The sequence below is a fragment of the Arcicella gelida genome (assembly GCF_034931025.1).
GTDB classification, from domain to species: domain Bacteria; phylum Bacteroidota; class Bacteroidia; order Cytophagales; family Spirosomataceae; genus Arcicella; species Arcicella gelida.
This window is the reverse complement of record NZ_JAYGIL010000003.1, coordinates 117,172-134,959: the sequence shown is the minus strand read 5'-3', so window position 1 is coordinate 134,959 and position 17,788 is coordinate 117,172. Positions and strand designations below refer to the sequence as shown.

Here is a 17,788-nt window from a genome sequence, read left to right as displayed (position 1 = left end):
ATATTCCTGATAAATGTTAATTATATTTGAAGGATTTGAATGTAGAAAAATATTATTATCCCACATAATTTCAATCAAAAGAGAATACTTATCCAAATAACAATTATTTAACCATGGAAAAAATCAAAGTCGGCGTAGTCGGAACTGGGTTTATCGGACCTGCTCATATTGAGGCATTAAGAAGACTTCCAAATGTAGAAGTGACAGCACTTTGTGAAGTAAATATTGAATTAGCGACTGCTAAGGCTGCACAATTAGGTATCGAGCGTCCGTGTACGTTTGATCAATTATTGGCAATGGAAGACATTGTTTGTGTTCATATTTGTACTCCAAACTTTTTACATTACTCACAATCAAAAGCAGCTTTATTAGCTGGGAAACACGTTGTTTGTGAAAAACCATTAGCTAAAGATTTACACGAGGCTGAAGAATTAGTAGCCTTAGCTGCTGAAACAGGTTTGGTAAATGCAGTTCACTTCAATTTGCGTTATTATCCTTTGGTTCGCCAAATGAAAACCATGCGTGAAAAAGGAGATTTAGGAGATGTGTATTCAGTAATTGGTTCTTATTTACAAGACTGGTTATTTTATGAAACTGATTATAACTGGCGTTTAGAACCAGATAAATCTGGAGATTCTCGTGCGATTGCTGATATTGGGTCACACTTGATGGATATTATCGAGTATATCACTGGCTTGAAAACGGTAGAAGTAATGGCGGATTTTAATACCATTCACAAAACTCGTAAGAAGCCTTTGAAACCAGTAGAAACGTATTCAGGCAAAATGCTTCAACCAGAAGATTACGCTGATGTAACAATTACTACGGAAGATACAGCCAACGTTTTATTGCGTTTTGATAACGGAAATCGTGGCTCTGTAACAGTTTCTCAAGTTTCGGCTGGACGTAAAAACCAATTGAAATTAGAGATTTCTGGAGGGAAGAAAACATTTGCATTCAACTCAGAAGCACCAAACGAACTTTGGATTGGTAATCGTGATGGTTACAACCAATCGTTAATGCGTGATCCTTCTTTGGCTTATCCAGAAGCAAGTGCTTTAATGACTTTCCCGGGTGGACACAACGAAGGCTTCCCTGATACTTCAAAACAATTATTCAAAGAGGTATATGCTGCGGTAGCCGCTGGAAAACAACCAGAAAAACCAAACTATCCAACTTTTGCGGATGGTTACAGAGAATTATTAATCTGCGAAAGAATCCTTGATAGCCATAGAAGTCAAAGCTGGGTGAAGGTATAGATATTTAGTGAGTTGTGAATTAGTGAGTTAGTGAATATTGTAGTTACATTCATTAATTCACAGCTCACTCTTTTGAACTACACTAAACAGATGATTGATGGAAAATAGTCATGCACAGCACGAATTTGCAGAAAGAATGTTCCAAAGAGTTAAAAACTTTGGACTCAGATGTATTCCTGTATGTGATGAACTATTTTCAAAATCTCTATCTGCTAAAAATATTGCTCGACAATTAGCTCGTTCGTCAGCATCTTCAGTTGCAAACTATCGAGCTGTAAGAAGAGCCAGAAGTAATAAAGAGTTTTTTGCCAAATTAAGTATTGTCATCGAAGAACTTGATGAAAGTATATTTTGGTTGGAATATTCAATAGATGCCAACTTTTTCCATGAAGCAAAGCTAAAAAGCTTAATGGATGAAGGACATGAAATTTTGAAGATTCTTTCAAAATCCAGAAAAACAACAGGAGAATTATTGAAAAAAAAGGGTATTAACTCTTAACTCACTCATTCACAACTCACAATTTTTCATGAAAACAATCAAAGGTCCTGCTATATTTTTAGCACAATTTTTAGATAATACTGAGCCGTTTAATTCGCTTGATTCTATCACGTCTTGGGTGGCTGATTTAGGCTATAAAGGAGTACAAATTCCTACTTGGGATGCTCGTGCGATTGACCTTCAATTAGCCGCAGAATCAAAAACCTATTGCGATGAATTGAAAGGGAAGTTGGCGGATAAAGGTGTCCAAATCACTGAACTTTCAACGCACTTACAAGGACAGTTGGTGGCAGTAAACCCCGCTTATGATGTAATGTTCGATGGTTTCGCACCAGATTCAGTAAAAGGAAATCCGAAAGCTCGTACTGAATGGGCTGTGCAACAATTGAAATATGCTGCGAAAGCCTCGCAAAACTTAGGTTTGAACGCTCATGCTACTTTCTCGGGTGCTTTGATGTGGCATACAGTTTATCCTTGGCCACAACGTCCTGCTGGTTTGGTTGACCAAGGCTTTACAGAATTAGGAAACCGTTGGTTACCAATTTTGAATGCATTTGAGGACGCTGGTGTGGACCTTTGTTACGAAATTCATCCAGGCGAAGATTTGCACGATGGCGTTACTTTTGAAATGTTCTTGGAAAAAGTAGGCGGTCACAAACGTGCCAACTTACTTTATGACCCATCTCACTTTGTATTGCAATGTTTGGATTACTTACAATACATTGATTTCTATCACGAAAGAATCAAGATGTTCCATGTAAAAGATGCTGAATTTAATCCAACTGGAAAACAAGGTGTTTATGGTGGCTATCAGTCATGGGTAAATCGTGCTGGTCGTTTCCGTTCTTTGGGTGATGGACAAGTAGATTTTGGCTCTATTTTCTCTAAACTTACACAATACGGTTATGATGGCTGGGCTGTGTTAGAATGGGAATGTGCTATTAAAGACCCCGTTCAAGGTGCTACTGAAGGTGCTCCATTTATTGATTCTCACATCATCCAAGCGACATCTAAAGTTTTTGATGATTTTGCTGGTGGTGGTGCTGATATAGAATTGAATAAGAAGATTTTAGGAATTTAATTTGATTTTGGATTGCTAATTTCGTAAATATAAAAACCTCATGAGGTTTTTATATTTGATAATCTTGCTAAAAGATATTCCACTTAGGGTATGAATTAATTTGTATCCAAAGTGGAATATTGTGTATAAGCACTGATTTGATTTTACATCAAGAATAAAATAAACGACATATAGTTCGATTTTTAACATCTGTTATCTCTATTATATATTTATTCTTTAAATACTATATACTCTACTATACTTTGTAACTTATCATTATCTAAGCTATTTATAAAATTAGTAGCCTCATCAAAAGTACTAAATCTCTTGAGTTCTATGTCCTCTATGAAACGACCCGGTCTGATTTCATTACCTTTCTGTAATAGTAATAACTGAACTTTTTCTATGTTAGATTCCGTTATTTGAAGAATTTTAAACATGATTTTATGGAATTCAAAAGTGAGTATTAGTACGATTTTTGGATAATAGCTTTACATTAAATGAAGCTCTTTAAGCTTATTTGCAGTTTAGTAAATTAGATTAATTAAATCAATATTTTCTTATAAACCTATGAACTAATTAATCCATTAATTAGAAAACAAGAAAGTTTAAACAGATTACATTTAATTGGATTGAAAGTTTTTTTTAATCCATTGTCCATTTTCAAATACCATGACAGGAATAATAATTTGTTCTTTATTAAATGCTTTTTTTATTCCATCTTCGTAATTTCTCAGCATATTATCTATGAATCTGTTATTCTGAGGATTTGTAATGTCAATAGTTTTACTATTAAGAAAGCCAATAAGTTGTCCAATTGCATCATTTATCATCGCATATTTAGAGCTATCAACGTATTGCAGGTTTTCATTCAAGTCATATAATCTATTTATTTTTTCTTGAATATTACTTGTATTCGCATATACAGACTGCGTGCGTTGTTTTATTGCATTGGACACTCCATCTGCGTCTATTACACTTGGATACCCTCTATAACCAAATTGTTTTGCTCTCGAACTTACTTGTGCGAAGGACATTTCAGATATGAAGAAAAATAGTATTAAAAGAATGGTTACTTTAAATTTAGTCATCATGTTATATAATAATTAAGTTTTCAATATAATTAATCTAAAAAAAGACTTTTTCAAACCTTTATTTTTTTAATAGAGTAGAAAAAAAAGCATATATTATTACACCTAAAATTACTAACGCAAAAATCATTAGACTCAAAGAAAACAAAAATTGTAATGCTGGAATAAAACAGATAATACTAGCCCAAGTAATAACTACTCCAAAAAATGATTTAGGATTTCCTTTTTCATCAACATGGTATTTCAGTAAGGCTTGTCCTATCATAAATAATACTGGACCCAATATAAAAGATGCAATAATATTATTGACAGAATATGATTGTATTGGCATATCAGAGTAATCTCTACCAAAATCTCTACTTCTCTGTGCGTATATACTAATATTTTTTATCATAAAAATCAATATGATAAGAGGTATATTGAAAAAATAATATTTCTTTTTCATGACTATTTTTTTTGAATTATTTTATTTAAAAAATATGCAGTAATGCCTGCTGGTAGACACATTCCTAATACTCCTGCAAGTCCTTTTTCAAAACCTACCCTCATAAACTGAGTAATAGCTCCTAAAGAGAATAAAATAAGGAGAATTGTTAATATACTTCTTTTGATTTGTAAATTTTGAGAAATAATTGATGCAAGAATAAGAGCAATAATAATGAAGATGTACAATATTTCCATGTCGATAAGTAGTATATGGTGTTTTTGCTTTTTAGTATTTAAGATATGATCAATGCAATTTAGTAGAGTTTTTTTATTATGTTTACGTTTATAATAGACAAAATAGAAAGTAAAACTTTACATTTTAGAAAAATGAAAGACATCGGAGAAAAAATAAGAGGTATCCGAACATTAAAAGGGTTCTCTCAAGAAAATTTAGCTGATATGTTAGGGCTTTCCTTACCTGCTTATGCAGATATAGAGCGGGGGAAAAAAGACGTAACGATTAAACGCTTAGAACAAATAGCTGATAAGTTAGGTGTAACCTTAAATGATATCTTAGCCTTTGGTGACAGAGTTTCATTTTTTTTTGACCAGTGTCAAAACTCTAATGTTTCAACAGGAAATGGAAGTAATAATGTCAATTATTATGATGCTAAAGAACTTCAACATAAAATTGAAAAATTAGTTTTAGAAAATGAAAAGTTAAAAATAGAAAAAGAAAAAGCAGAATTAGAAGCAAAATATTGGAAAGAAAAGAATTAAGCAAAGCGATTTTGACTTAAATTACATTTAGCAGGCGAATAAATTCGCCTGCTAAACGTAATTTATGCCTATATTTATAAATACAATAATACGATGACAGGAAATCTAATATACCTATATGTCCATGCTGTCTGGACAACCAAACACAGAGAACCTTGCTTAAACAAATCCCTTCGCTATCAACTTCTTGAGCATATTAGAAATCACGCCAAGAAAAAAGACATACAACTTGAAATAATCAATGGCGTAGAAGACCATTTACATTGCCTTTTCAAGATGAAATCCACTCAAAGTATTGCTGAAATCATTAAAAACGTGAAAGGTGAATCTTCACGATGGATAAACGAGTCTGGACTACTTAATAGTCATTTCCAATGGCAAGACGGGTATGGAGTATTTTCGGTAAGTCCACAAAATGTAGGAAAAGTAAAACGATATATCTTCAATCAAGAAAGCCATCACAAGGTTAAAAAAATTGACGAAGAACTTCTTGAAATGGTAAATTTATTAGCTGAATAGTTTTTCTCTTAGCGGGCGAATTAATTCGTCCGCTAAGAGAAAAAAACCTCATAATTTTGCTATTGAGGTCTTCTTTTTGACATAATATCGTCAATTTTATTTATATTTTCACAAAAAAAAGTTATTTTTGTTATGAAATTTATATCATATTTAGGAATTTGTTGAAATGTATGAATATAAATATTATTTGAACTTGATAAATCAAGCTCCTTTAATCAGTATCCTCAATTTTGACATTCAAAACCCAACGTTCCACTTAGCGGGTGAATTTATTCGCCCGAAAAAGCCCCAAATTATCATGCAACTTTTTCAATCAGAATCCGAAATAGAATCCCTAATAGAAAAATTCAATAATGCTACTTTGCCAGCAGAGGCTTGGACGCATGAAGCACATTTAGCAATGGGTGTTTGGCATTTGCGTCAATACAACCTTACGCAGGCGATGCTTTTGGTAAGACAAAGAATTATTTTATTCAATAGCTCGGTGGGTGGAGTGGTGAGTTTTGAAAGAGGTTATCACGAAACCCTTACTTGGTTTTGGTTGAAAACCGTTGAAGCTTTTTTGGATAGATTTGGACGAGAAAAAACATTACTAGAAACGTGCAATGTTTTTTTAAGTAGTGAATACGCCTTGCGTGACAGAGCTTTATTATTTTATCAAAAAGAAGAAGTCATGTCGCTGGAAGCACGGGCATTTTTGGTATTGCCTACCAATACTTCCCGCCCTTTTTAAGTATCAATTTTACTCCTCGAATGGTAATTTTTATATGAGCCAAGATTGCACCCAATAAACCAAAATGCTTTTTTAACACTTCGTAGCGGTCGATTAAAGAACGTTTTAGCTGTTTATTTGAAATTCCTCCGACCAAGTATTTTGCCACGACTGTATCCAAAAACTGTACTTTTTTCGATCTTTTCAGGCATTCTATTTCCCAATCAATATCAGCACTGAGGTTATTTTCTAAGTAAAAAGGAGCGATGGATTTACGAGCGATAAAAGCTTGATGACAAACTAACATTCCTAAATTCATGTCTTGCCATGTAAGATTTTTAGGCAAACGATGGGGCGTAATTTCTGAACGCAAGCCTTGAATTGTACCATTTTCCTCTACAAAATAAGTATCGCCATAAAACACATCAGCGTTGGTTTCTGCTAAAACTTTCATGAAAATTGCCACTACTTCACCATCATTAATTTCGTCTCCAGCATTCATAAACCATACGAAATCGCCCTTTGCCAAACCCAAACCTTTATTCATGGCATCGTATAAACCTTTGTCGGGTTCAGATACCAAAAGGTTTACTCTTTCGCCATAAGCTTTCGCAATTTCTAAGGTTGAATCTTTCGATTTCCCATCAATAATTATGTACTCAAAATCTTGGTTCGATTGAGCCAAAATACTTTCAATGGTTCTTTTTAGGAATTTTTCAGCGTTATAAGTAATGGTAATGATACTTAATTTCATAATAATGATTCATATAAAGCTTGGTACTGTTTCGCTACTACTTCTTCAGCATAATTATTTAAAGCTTTTTGTCTGGAATTTTGGCAAAGTGATTGATAATCAGCCTGAAACAATGTCCAAAAAATGCCTTTTGCTAGCTCTTCAGCAGATTTAAAAGTGGCTAAATATCCATTTTTTTGATGTCCAATCATTTCAGGAATACCACCTGTTTCAAAACCAACAACGGGCGTTCCACAAGCCAAAGATTCCATAATGGTGTTCGGCAAATTATCTTCTAAAGAAGAAACTACAAAAACGGAAGCAGAGGAATACGCCAAAGCAATTTCGGATAAATCTGAAAGTTTGCCTAAAACATTTACTTTAAAAGGAAGGTTTTCAAAATCATTGGCATTCGCTTGTCCGAAAATAATTAGTTCAACTTCTTTATTATCAACTGAATACTCCTTTTTTAAAATCTCTAAAGCTTCTTTAAAATAGATAAAACCTTTCCGAATATCACTGATTTTAGCGGCGGCAAAAAGTATATAACGTTTGTTATTATCTAATTGAAAATGTTGTTGTGCAATGGCCTTTTCGGTTGGCTTGAACAATGAAGTATCAATTGGATTTGGAATCGAAACAATTTTCTTACCTTCTAATAAAGTACTCGTCTTCGCCTTTTCTGCCAACCAATTGCTACAAGCAACGATGGTAATATTGGCATTTTGAAAAATTGTTTTCTTGGCTTTCCAGACTTGATTTGACAAATCTGTTGAAGAAGGATTTTTTAGAAATTCTGTACAATTTCCACAGCTTTGTTGATAATGAGTACAGTCTCTTGAATAATGACAACCTCCCGTAAAAACCCACATATCATGTAAAGTCCAAACGATTGGCTTTTGTGTGGCTATCAATTTTTGAATAGAATCTAAAGAGAGAAAACCAAAATTTATCCAATGCAAATGAATAATGTCTGTATTTTGAATCAAAGTATTCTGACTAATATCAACACCAATTTTTGCTTGAGAGAAGATAAATCTTACAGCTTTGGACTTTTCATAAAAAGCAAATTGATAGCGGTCGAAAGCGAATCTTGCAAGAGCTACTTTTTTCAAAAACCAGTTTGTCGCAATCGTTTCAACGTTGGGAGCTTTACCTTTTTTATCTTGAACGAGCATTTTTGAGTCTAAGCCATTGTCATTTAAGGCTTTATTCAGACGAAATGCTGCGATTGACGCTCCGCCAAAAGTATCAAAAGTGCTTAATATCGTAATTTTCATATTATGGACGATAGCCAAAAATGTTTAGTTGCAAATCCATCAAGTCGTTACCTTTATAGCGATGATTAACGAGCGGCTTCGTGCGGTCTTGTGCAGAATTGATAAAGTAACGGAAACCGTTTTTGACCAAAATATTCAAAATTTCGCCTAATTCCTGAGTTTGTTCTGGAAAAGCGTGATATTCGATAAAGATGTTTTTTACTTGCTTTAATGAATCGGCACAGTCTTTCAAAACGGCTGTTTCTGCCCCTTCAATATCCATTTTTAGCATATCTACCGAAGGCGTTTTATCAAGTACATCTTTCAACCGAAAAGAAGCAACTTTTACTTTATCACCTTCGCCATAAATCGACGCTCCGTCTGAACCTTCAGAGGCGAATTCAATGCCTTCGTCATCAATCCAAACGGCTTTATTGATTACTTCTACGTCCGAAAATCCATTTTTACTGAGATTTGACTGGAGTATTGTAGCAATTTTAGCATCGGCTTCAAAAGCAGTGATTTGTGCATTTGGATACTCTCTTTTGAAAAATGCACAACTTGAACCAATATTTGCTCCGCAATCTAAAATCACTGGCTTTGTCGAATTGGTATTGAATTTATAAAACTGTTCAACGAAAATTTCTTGAAACTGAAAAAGAAAAGACATACAATCGGGGACTTGGAATGTCATTCTTTGAAATGTTACTTCACGAGCTTCGTAGCGTTTTACATCTCCATATTTTCTGAAAAGCTTGAGTAATTCACGACTTTCAGGAGTTCTGAAAGCATGATATGGTCCTTTTAATATGTATTTTAAAACAAACATTTTGATATGGTCATCAGCTTTCAGCTTTCGGCTTTCAGCTTTTCTTTGATATTTTACCTATTATTTCCCACTGATTTACGCTGATTTGTCAAAAATAGCTTATCAACTCTATTAATTTAACTACTTAAGCCGATTGCTGACAGCCGATGACCGACAGCTTTCAAAAGCTCTTTGATAATTTTTAATTACTACATGAATATTTACTTCATCACGAATAATTTGACCAGAATTAAGTCCCATTTGGCGAGTTTTTGCTGGGTCAGACAAAAGTACGGCTAATTTTTTAAATAAATCATCTGCATTACCATCGTCAAAAATAAAGCCGTTGTAGCCATCTCTTACCAATTTTTTCTCTGTTCCATCCGCCACTGCACAAACGATAGGTTTATCAAAACACATCGCATCGTTGATAGACAAACCGCCCATTCCTGCCAAAACATACACCAGCGAAGCGTTGAAGTATTGTCCAAGTTCAGTCATTTTATACACACCACCCGTAAACACTACTTGCTTTTCAATGCCCAAAGCGATAGCTTGTTCTTTGAGATTTTCCTCTTCTGGTCCAGTACCAACAATCACTAATTCAGCCGTTGGGAATTGCACCAAGAGTTTACTGAAAACTTCTATCAACATATCTACTCTTTTCCATTTTACTAATCTTCCAACGTGTAAAAGTCGCAGTGGATTTTCGGGCAAAACAGTATTTATCCCTTCAATTTTGGCTTTATCTGCCAAAATCAAATCAGTATCTGGCGAATTGTAAATAACAAAGATTTTCTCTTTCGGAACGCCATAACTACCAAATACTTCGTAAGCTTCTTCAGTATAATCTACGTGAGCATCAACCAAATTAAAAGCTCTTTTGTACGAATATTTTAGCAGAGTATATTTTAATTTGAAAGCCAAACTATCGGGTTTCAAATTGGTTTGCATCGTTTCTGACGCTACACCGCCGTTGGCATAATAATCAAGCGCTTCTTTGAATTTTGGAATATTGAATGGAATTTCTTTCAATATCAATTTTATTCCCATGCTTCTTATTTTCCAAAGTAACATCGGATTATACACAAAAGCCAAAATATAAGGCCAAATCGTAACGATTACGTCTGGGCGTTCAGCTTCAATAGTTTCGATAAAATTTTTGAAGAAAGGTTTGCCCCAAAGCGTTTTGTATTCTTCTAAGAAATGTACTTTGAATTCAATGCCATCTAAGGTTTGATGAACGCCAGAACCAACGGTTTTTCCACCACTTTTTGGAGCAATCACAACGATTTCTTGTCCTTCAATACGATTTAAGCGATTGAGAACCAAGTTATAATAATGTGGCAAGCCACCAAAAGTAAATAATATTTTCATTGTTTTTTAGTGATTAGAAATTGGTGATTGGTCAATCTTCACTGGACAAATTTCTATTAGTTATTTATATGATTAAGTAAAATACTAATTACCAATCACTTTTTTTATCAACGATTTTACAGTTCTATTCAAATCTTCGGATATTTCAAGGAACAATACTCCTCCACCAAAGAGTATCGTAATACAAACGGATTTTATGGAGATATTCACAAAACTCATCCAAATATCACCTTCAAAACTTGGAATAAAAAGTGTGATTCCATAAGTAAAAAAGCCTAATAAAAGTGTTTTTACCGTCGCTAAATTGAATGGTTGTAGATTAAGTTTATACTTGATAAAAAAGAATTTCACCAAATTATACACTACCACCGAAACGAGCATCGCCAAAGCCGCACCATTGTAGCCATAAATTGGAATAAAAATTAAATTCACCAATAAGAGTACTACAAAACGGATGATATAAAATCCAAAATCATATTTATAGTAAGGAGAATTCTTCAGAATTTCAGAGTTTAATCCCGTTGCCATGTCGAAAACGCTGTACAAACCGACCATTAAAACCACAAATTTCCCTTGACTATACACAGCCGCATTTGGAATAATTTGAAAAACAGCGTCAATATTTGTCCAAATTCCTAAAAACAAAAATCCACCAACAATCAATAAATTCAGGGCAGATTTCTGATAAATTTCTTCAATGTGTTCAAGGTTATTATTCTTCCAAGATTCCGCCAAAAGTGGCTCTGTGATTGACGCAATGGCATTTCGAGGAATGGCAATCACCATCCCGATGCTTGAAGCAATAAAGAAAATTGCAGTACTATCTAAACCTCCTTTGTAAGCAGGAAGCATCAATTTTTCGATATTGGGCAAAAGCGTAGCCGTTGCTCCGCCAAGTATCGTCCAAAGTCCGTACATATACATTTCTTTGAAAATCGGTTGTTTCAAGAAACTAAAATTAAAACGAAGGTAAAGTTTCCCTAAGATTTTGATGTAGATTAACAAGAAACAGATATTCAAGAAATAAACCAGAATAATGCCATTCAGTAATTGGTCGAAAGTAATAAACTTAAAGCCAAATAATATCGCTAAAATTGAATTAGATGATTTCAAGAAAATTTCTCTGAGAATCGTTGGTACAACAATCCGAAGATGTACTTTGCTATAAGTTTCTAAAGTAGTAGCATAAAGCAGGAAAAAAGTGATTAGAGGCAAGTACCAATAATATTGAATCAGTAATGGAGAATTATCCATATAAACTGACTGAAAAACACCTTTTAAACCTACGTAAGCGAGTAAAAACAGTAAAAAACCAACGAAAGGAGCTAACAATAAATAGCCAAAAAAGCCATTGTGTTGGCGTTCTGGATCAGCAAATCGGCTAAAGAATCTAACGCCAACGTGGGGTGTTCCTAAATTTGAAAATGCTGCAAATACTTGAGGAAAACTAATTAAAGCCGTATATAAACCTAATTGCTGAGGTGAAAGAAACTTACTATAAAGAAACAAAACATTAACCGTTCCGATTACTACTCCGACGTAGGTGACAATCGAACTTTTGATGCTTTGACGAATGACGATGCCCATTAAATAAAGATTAAACAACAAAATTACTTCGAGAAACCTCGTTTATATTTTTGTCTTGATGAATAGAGTTGAATCAATCTACCCATCATTCCGAAGCCGATGAATAGTATTTGCCAGCTTCTTTTCCAAGATTGCTGAGCAATTTGCTCAATAATATGAGTTAACCAAAGTGTTTGAAATTTCACAAAAGCTTTTCCTAAACCCCAACGAACATTCTTGAGCAAAGCCAAGTATTGTCCGTAAAATTGCATTTTTTCTGAGTATGAAAGACTCGCTTTATTGATACTTTTCGGACGATTTTCTCGTGCATGAACAATACTTGCATTAGGAACGAAACCGATTTTAAAACGATGAAACAACGTACGATTCACAAGGTCAACGTCTTCACCATACATAAAAAAAGCTGGGTCGAAGTAACCGATTTTATGAAATGCTTTCAAATTCAGCAACCAAGCAGCGGCATTTACAAAAGATAACTCGTAAATTTCTTTCTTCTTTTCAAAAAAAGTATCCGATGCCCATCGCCAGTTTTTTGAACTCGACAAGTAAATGCCAAAACCTTCGTCTAAAGCCGTTTTTGCAGCATTAAAATGCACTGGACTAATTATACCAAAATCTTGATTGCGTTCTGCTACTTCTACCAAACGTTCTACACAGTCATTTTCAATCAACCAAGCGTCTTGATTTAATAGAAAAACATACTCCGCATTCCGTTCAATAGCATATTCAATACCCAAATTATTGGCTCTTCCAAAACCAATATTCTCGTTTAGTTCAATGAGTTTAACAGCAGGAAATTGCTTTTTAATCAGCTCAATACCAGTTTTTTCAGGCGAATGATTATCCACAACAATAATTTGGTCTTTGAAATAACTGTTTTCAAAACTTTTCAAACAGCTTTCAATCCATTCCAAACCATTATAATACACAATAATTACCCAAGTATTTTTATGAACGATACCTTCCATCTTCATAAAAATTATACTTCCAACAAGCCCAAGCTTCTAGCAATTTCTGGGCGACAAATCAAATAATTTGATTCGTCGGTAGCAATAATATCTTTTTGTAAAGTTGTTGTACCATCCTCGTCGATACTGTAAAAAAGATAATTACAACCTTTCAGAATTTCTTGTACTTGTTTGCCTAATTCATCTGTAAAAATTTCGATTAACAAAGTTGGCTGGAATTTCTGCAAGTACTCACCCATGCCTCGTAAAGCTTCTGGTTCGTGCATTTCCACATCCACTTTCATTAAATCAATGTTAGTGATGTTGTTGGCTTCGATATAATCTTTCAGCGTAGTAGCTGGTACTTTTGTTTCAAAACGAGTGTCTTTATGAGAAACATGACGTACATCCGAAAACTCTTTGTTTAAAGTAGCACTATAATTGTTGGCTTCTGGAATATCGTACAAAGTAAGTTCGCCCGTGAAATCCGAAACCGCCATCCATTCTGCTCTTACTTCATAATTATTCAATTTGCAATTGGCAGCGTACTTATCGTGTGTTCTTTTTACAGGTTCAAAACCGTAAACGGCTGCCGAAGGATTCACACTTTTGGTCAGCAAAGAGTACATCCCAGTGTTTGCTCCCACATCAAAAACTACTTTTGACGATTTAGAAAGTTTCGTCCATAATCTTAAAGAATAACCTTCACGACCAACGCCTAAACCAACCCAAAAAAGTCCGTCTTCAATAATAAAACCGTGTGTATTGTAATGATTGATGTAGAAAGATTTATCACCTTCTACTTTTACTTTAAATTTTCCATCAAAAAAAAGATGACGATAAACAGATTTTGAAGGAACATAGACGGTTCTGATGAGCTCAAATATTTGTCTTTTAAAAGGGATATTCTGATAAATTGTTTTCAGCACACTATTTTTGTTAATTTGTGTCATCTTTTACTAATGGTTATTTTGAAGTATTTACAAAGTTACAGATTTTAAGATAGCTCAAAAAATTTGATTTTGCTTGTGCCTCAATATTGTCTTATTTCGCAAATCTAACGAATGAAAAACTTAAAGTTTAAATTCCCTTTATTGGGGACGAGTATCTCGTCGCAATCACCATCATTCATTATTTTTTTACTTTTTATTACGTTCGTTTTTATTGCTTATTCCTGCTTAATTACTCTTTGGAATTACACTCAGATTTCAGATTTTAAAAACTATTATGAAGAAAGTGTTTTGTTTTTAGCAACTGCAAAAATGTCTCCACAATTTCTTTTCTTTCAAGCACCTGGACATCCATTTTTAATCAGCAAAGTTTTTAACATCTTTCATTCGGTTAATCCAGCAATCATACAATTTCTTAATATTTGTCAATATCTCACGGCAATTATTTTAGCCCATTTAAGTTTCAAAACGCAATTTTCTTGGATAAAATACATCGGAACAGTTAGCCTTTCTATCTGTGTATCCTATTTAAGCTTGATGGGTTTTCTGGCAGCTGAGTTTAATTTTTTATTCTTTTTTGCAATCGGTAATTTTCTATTAATCAGGTATTTGCAAAATGAAAATACTTTTGGTATTTTACCAAGAACTTTACTGATTTTAGGCATTGCATTTACTTTTGGCTTGGCTCAGTTTGTTCGTCCTTTGAGTTTCTATTATTTATTATTTTTTGGTTTTGGTCTTTTTTACCTCAAAGTAATTGGTAAAAAAACATTAACCAGTACTCGTAAAGCAACAATTGTGCAGTATGGACTTGTCTTTAGTTTATTCTTGTTTATTTCAATGAATTTATACAGAAACATTTCTGAAAAATTGGCTTATCAGCCTCCACAAAATGGAATTTGGAGTATTTATGTAGGATTCAACGCCAAAGCGAAAGGAAGTTATAATGCCGAAGACATTACACAATTTAAAAAAATAGCAGAACCACTTCAGTGGAATGGAGAAGCTTTGCGAACAATATTAAAACCAATAACGATTGAAAGAGTAAAAGCCAATTGGCAAGCCAACATTCGTCAATCGCTACAGCGAGCGATCCGTTTGTTAGTACCTTATTTTACTTCTTATTGGTTTTTTGCAAAGAGTAATCCACCAGATAGAAACCCTATTTGGAATTTATTGATGAAGGCGATTTTTCTTTTATCAACTTTTACAGTTTTGATTAGTTATTTCAGCAATGCGATTTATCTTTTTAAATTATTCAGAAAGAAACAGTTAATTGCCATTGAAGTATTTGCTTTTTGTACTTTAATAAGCACTTTTCTATATATATTAATTCATGTGTTTTGTTTAGAAATCCAGCCAAGATATGCCGCTCATTTGGTATTTATTAATCTTTGGATTTTGCCTTTAAGCCTAGAAAATTTCATACAACCAAACCCGAAATTTCAATGAATCGTCTTAGCTCGTTACTATTTTTTATGATATTGTTATTGTGCAATATCTCTATGAATTTTGCCCAAGTACGCCGTTCATTAGGTCCTCCAGTTAATCACCCAACATTTAATGAATATGCTCCTTCCATCAGTGCCAACAACAAAACGATGATTTTTGAAACCGACCGTGCTGGCGAAGGAAAATGGGAATTGTATTACACCACAAAAAATGAAAAAAATAGATGGACTCCTCCAAAACCCATTGTAAATATTAATAAAATCGGGAAAGACAATGATTTAATCGGTGGACCATCTATTAGCTATGACGGAAAAACCCTTTTCTTTTTTGCTTCTTTTGAAGGTGGACAAGGCGATATGGATATTTATCATTCTACTTGGAATGGCACTGATTGGTCAGAACCAAAAACGTTTGGGAGTAATATCAATACCAAAGCCTATGAAGGTTTTCCTTCGGTTTCTGCTGATGGAAAATCTATGTATTTTATCCGTGATAATTTTTCTAAAAGAAAAGACAAAGCTTTGTGTTATACCATTTGGGTTTCTAAAAAACAAGATGATGAAACTTGGGGAGTTGCCGAAAAATTACCAGCTCCAATCAATATGGATTGTGAGAAAGCTCCAAGAATCATGGCAGATAACCGTACTTTGATTTTTAGTTCTGTGAGAAAAGACGGCGTTGGTGGTTTTGATTTGTATCAATCTTTTCAGGAAGATGATGGTTCTTGGAGTACTCCTATCAACTTGGAATACATCAATACTGAAGAAGACGACCAATTTGCATCGGTTTCGGCCGCTGGTGATTTAATGTATTATCATACTGCTGGCGATATTTATACCGTAACCATTCCTGATAAATACAGAAAATATAAATTAGTAACGGTTGATGGGAAAGTAATTGATGCCATTACTAAACAACCAATTGCCACAAAATTAACTTCAAAAAGCTCAAATCCCAAAGAAAGAGCAATCAATACGACTGTAGATGCCAACGGTTTGTTTTCTATCATTTACCGTGTTGGAAGTAAGTACGATGTGACGACTTCGCCATTGGCAGATTATTTGCCTTATCGTGGTAAAATGGACATGAGTACAGCCAAAGAAACAGATAACATTGAGAAAAACATTGAATTGATTCCAAAGAAACTACAGTTCCAATTTCAGCTGCTTGATAAAGATACAAAGGCTATTTTGAAAGACCCGAAAGTAAAAGTAATGGATGCTGAAACGAAACAGTTGCTAGAAGTAAAAGTGGATAAAGACATTGCCAATGTTACACTTGAAATTGGCAAGCTTTACAAATTTGCAGCCAATACTTTGGGTTATTCGTTTTTCTCCCGTTCATTCAAGCCTGATACTGTGGATGCTTTTAAAGATAGATTGAAGAAAATACCATTGGCAGTTTTGAAGAAAGATGTTGTCGTACAATTACAAGATATTACTTTTGAAACTGGTAAAGCCGAATTAAAACCTGAATCTGGAGAAGAATTAGACCGTTTGGTGGCTTTGTTAGATGGTAATAAAACCATTAAAGTAGAAATTTCAGCACATACTGATGATGTTGGAAATGATGATACAAACTTGAAACTTTCAGAAAAAAGAGCAAAAGCTGTGGTAGATTATTTAACGACCAAAGGTATCAAAGCCGACAGAATGATTGCAAAAGGCTATGGCGAAACGCAACCACTTGTGCCTAATGATACTGATGAAAATAAAGCAAAAAATAGAAGAGTGCAGTTTAAAATCAATTAGGTTAAAACAGAAAAGACTTCGCCAAAAACGAAGTCTTTTCTGTTTTAAAACTCTACAAATTATTTCTTTCCACCAAAATGATAACCAACACCTAGCCAAGCTCTGAAAACTCCACTTGTTCCGTCATAATTTACATAAGGACTAAGTTCAAAATTGACACTCACTTTGGGTGCTTTTTCAAAAGGATAAGCACGCATTCCAACACTTCCAAAGTAACCTTTTACAAGATCTTGATTGTCAACAATAGAAGCCACAATTCCAAAGTTTACTCCACCGCCAGCATAAATAAAAGCATTTTTGGTATAACCAAGATTAACCATCAAGGCTGGTTCAGTATTTAAAGAAGAAGTAAAGGAATTCATCTGAAAACGAAAATCCATCCAAACGACTTTAGTAGGATTGGTAGCAATCGACAATTGGCTATTGAAAGGATAATAGCTAATGGCTTGTGCTTTGACAGCGTGATTGATAAATTGAAAAGTAAGGAATAATAAAAATAGCTTAAGTAGTTTCATGAATTTGATTGTTAGGTTTTTTAGCGTTGAGCAATTAGCTTTTGGCTTATTATTTTGTTATGA

General features: G+C 33.9%; 19 protein-coding genes. 8 read left to right on the top strand and 11 right to left on the bottom strand.

The genetic code is table 11. The annotated features are described in order from the left end of the window. The first annotated feature begins 113 nt into the window (after positions 1-113). The 3 genes from VB776_RS02440 (at position 114) to VB776_RS02430 (ending at position 2,839) form a co-directional block, all read left to right on the top strand. Positions 114-1,259: a Gfo/Idh/MocA family protein gene (locus tag VB776_RS02440; protein WP_323325676.1), complete on the top strand. Its 1,146-nt coding sequence runs from the start codon at positions 114-116 to the stop codon at positions 1,257-1,259. A 97-nt stretch (positions 1,260-1,356) separates the two neighbouring features. Beyond that, positions 1,357-1,758, top strand: coding sequence for a four helix bundle protein (locus VB776_RS02435; RefSeq protein ID WP_323325674.1), 402 nt, complete (start codon positions 1,357-1,359; stop codon positions 1,756-1,758). A gap of 28 nt (positions 1,759-1,786) precedes the next feature. Beyond that, positions 1,787-2,839, top strand: coding sequence for a sugar phosphate isomerase/epimerase family protein (locus VB776_RS02430; protein WP_323325672.1), 1,053 nt, complete (start codon positions 1,787-1,789; stop codon positions 2,837-2,839). Positions 2,840-3,441: 602 nt separating this feature from the next. On the opposite strand, the gene VB776_RS02425 is transcribed toward VB776_RS02430, so the two are convergent. From VB776_RS02425 to VB776_RS02415, 3 genes are read right to left on the bottom strand one after another with little or no spacing between them, the layout of a single operon-like run. Further along, positions 3,442-3,912, bottom strand: a complete 471-nt coding sequence (locus tag VB776_RS02425) for a hypothetical protein (RefSeq protein WP_323325670.1) — start codon at positions 3,910-3,912, stop codon at positions 3,442-3,444. A 58-nt stretch (positions 3,913-3,970) separates the two neighbouring features. Then, the gene (locus tag VB776_RS02420) at positions 3,971-4,354 is read right to left on the bottom strand and encodes a hypothetical protein (protein WP_323325668.1); all 384 of its coding nucleotides are present in this window, start codon (positions 4,352-4,354) and stop codon (positions 3,971-3,973) included. Positions 4,355-4,356: 2 nt separating this feature from the next. Continuing rightward, on the bottom strand, positions 4,357-4,590 hold the full coding sequence (locus tag VB776_RS02415) for a hypothetical protein (RefSeq protein ID WP_323325666.1): 234 nt from the start codon (positions 4,588-4,590) through the stop codon (positions 4,357-4,359). A gap of 132 nt (positions 4,591-4,722) precedes the next feature. Between VB776_RS02415 and VB776_RS02410 the strand changes: the two genes are divergently transcribed. From VB776_RS02410 to VB776_RS02400, 3 genes are all read left to right on the top strand, one after another. Continuing rightward, entirely contained in the window at positions 4,723-5,115 is a 393-nt protein-coding gene (locus VB776_RS02410; RefSeq protein WP_323325664.1) for a helix-turn-helix domain-containing protein, read from the top strand. Between the two features lie 93 nt (positions 5,116-5,208). Continuing rightward, the gene (tnpA, locus tag VB776_RS02405) at positions 5,209-5,634 is read left to right on the top strand and encodes an IS200/IS605 family transposase (RefSeq protein ID WP_323325662.1); all 426 of its coding nucleotides are present in this window, start codon (positions 5,209-5,211) and stop codon (positions 5,632-5,634) included. A gap of 193 nt (positions 5,635-5,827) precedes the next feature. Further along, positions 5,828-6,367, top strand: a complete 540-nt coding sequence (locus tag VB776_RS02400; RefSeq protein WP_323325660.1) for a hypothetical protein — start codon at positions 5,828-5,830, stop codon at positions 6,365-6,367. On the opposite strand, the gene VB776_RS02395 is transcribed toward VB776_RS02400, so the two are convergent. The 7 genes from VB776_RS02395 to VB776_RS02365 form a co-directional block, all read right to left on the bottom strand. Next, positions 6,342-7,100 (bottom strand): glycosyltransferase family 2 protein, encoded by a 759-nt coding sequence (locus VB776_RS02395; protein WP_323325658.1) that lies wholly within the window; start codon positions 7,098-7,100, stop codon positions 6,342-6,344. The two genes, VB776_RS02400 and VB776_RS02395, sit on opposite strands and share 26 nt — an antisense overlap. Continuing rightward, positions 7,097-8,359, bottom strand: a complete 1,263-nt coding sequence (locus VB776_RS02390; protein ID WP_323325656.1) for a glycosyltransferase family 4 protein — start codon at positions 8,357-8,359, stop codon at positions 7,097-7,099. The genes VB776_RS02395 and VB776_RS02390 overlap by 4 nt, the downstream gene beginning before the upstream one ends. A 1-nt stretch (position 8,360) precedes the next feature. Next, positions 8,361-9,167 (bottom strand): FkbM family methyltransferase, encoded by an 807-nt coding sequence (locus VB776_RS02385; RefSeq protein WP_323325654.1) that lies wholly within the window; start codon positions 9,165-9,167, stop codon positions 8,361-8,363. Between the two features lie 120 nt (positions 9,168-9,287). Beyond that, positions 9,288-10,523 (bottom strand): glycosyltransferase family 4 protein, encoded by a 1,236-nt coding sequence (locus tag VB776_RS02380; protein ID WP_323325652.1) that lies wholly within the window; start codon positions 10,521-10,523, stop codon positions 9,288-9,290. Between the two features lie 84 nt (positions 10,524-10,607). Next, positions 10,608-12,110, bottom strand: a complete 1,503-nt coding sequence (locus VB776_RS02375; RefSeq protein ID WP_323325650.1) for an oligosaccharide flippase family protein — start codon at positions 12,108-12,110, stop codon at positions 10,608-10,610. 23 nt (positions 12,111-12,133) lie between these two features. After that, the gene (locus VB776_RS02370; RefSeq protein ID WP_323325648.1) at positions 12,134-13,078 is read right to left on the bottom strand and encodes a glycosyltransferase family 2 protein; all 945 of its coding nucleotides are present in this window, start codon (positions 13,076-13,078) and stop codon (positions 12,134-12,136) included. Between the two features lie 11 nt (positions 13,079-13,089). Continuing rightward, on the bottom strand, positions 13,090-14,010 hold the full coding sequence (locus tag VB776_RS02365; protein WP_323325646.1) for an FkbM family methyltransferase: 921 nt from the start codon (positions 14,008-14,010) through the stop codon (positions 13,090-13,092). Between the two features lie 111 nt (positions 14,011-14,121). Between VB776_RS02365 and VB776_RS02360 the strand changes: the two genes are divergently transcribed. Next, positions 14,122-15,459, top strand: a complete 1,338-nt coding sequence (locus VB776_RS02360) for a hypothetical protein (RefSeq protein WP_323325644.1) — start codon at positions 14,122-14,124, stop codon at positions 15,457-15,459. A gap of 53 nt (positions 15,460-15,512) precedes the next feature. Further along, a complete protein-coding gene (locus VB776_RS02355) occupies positions 15,513-17,210 on the top strand; it encodes an OmpA family protein (RefSeq protein WP_323325642.1) in 1,698 nt (565 codons plus the stop codon). 59 nt (positions 17,211-17,269) lie between these two features. Here VB776_RS02355 and VB776_RS02350 read toward each other — a convergent pair whose 3' ends face one another. Next, positions 17,270-17,725, bottom strand: a complete 456-nt coding sequence (locus VB776_RS02350; RefSeq protein ID WP_323325640.1) for a hypothetical protein — start codon at positions 17,723-17,725, stop codon at positions 17,270-17,272. Positions 17,726-17,788: the final 63 nt, after the last annotated feature.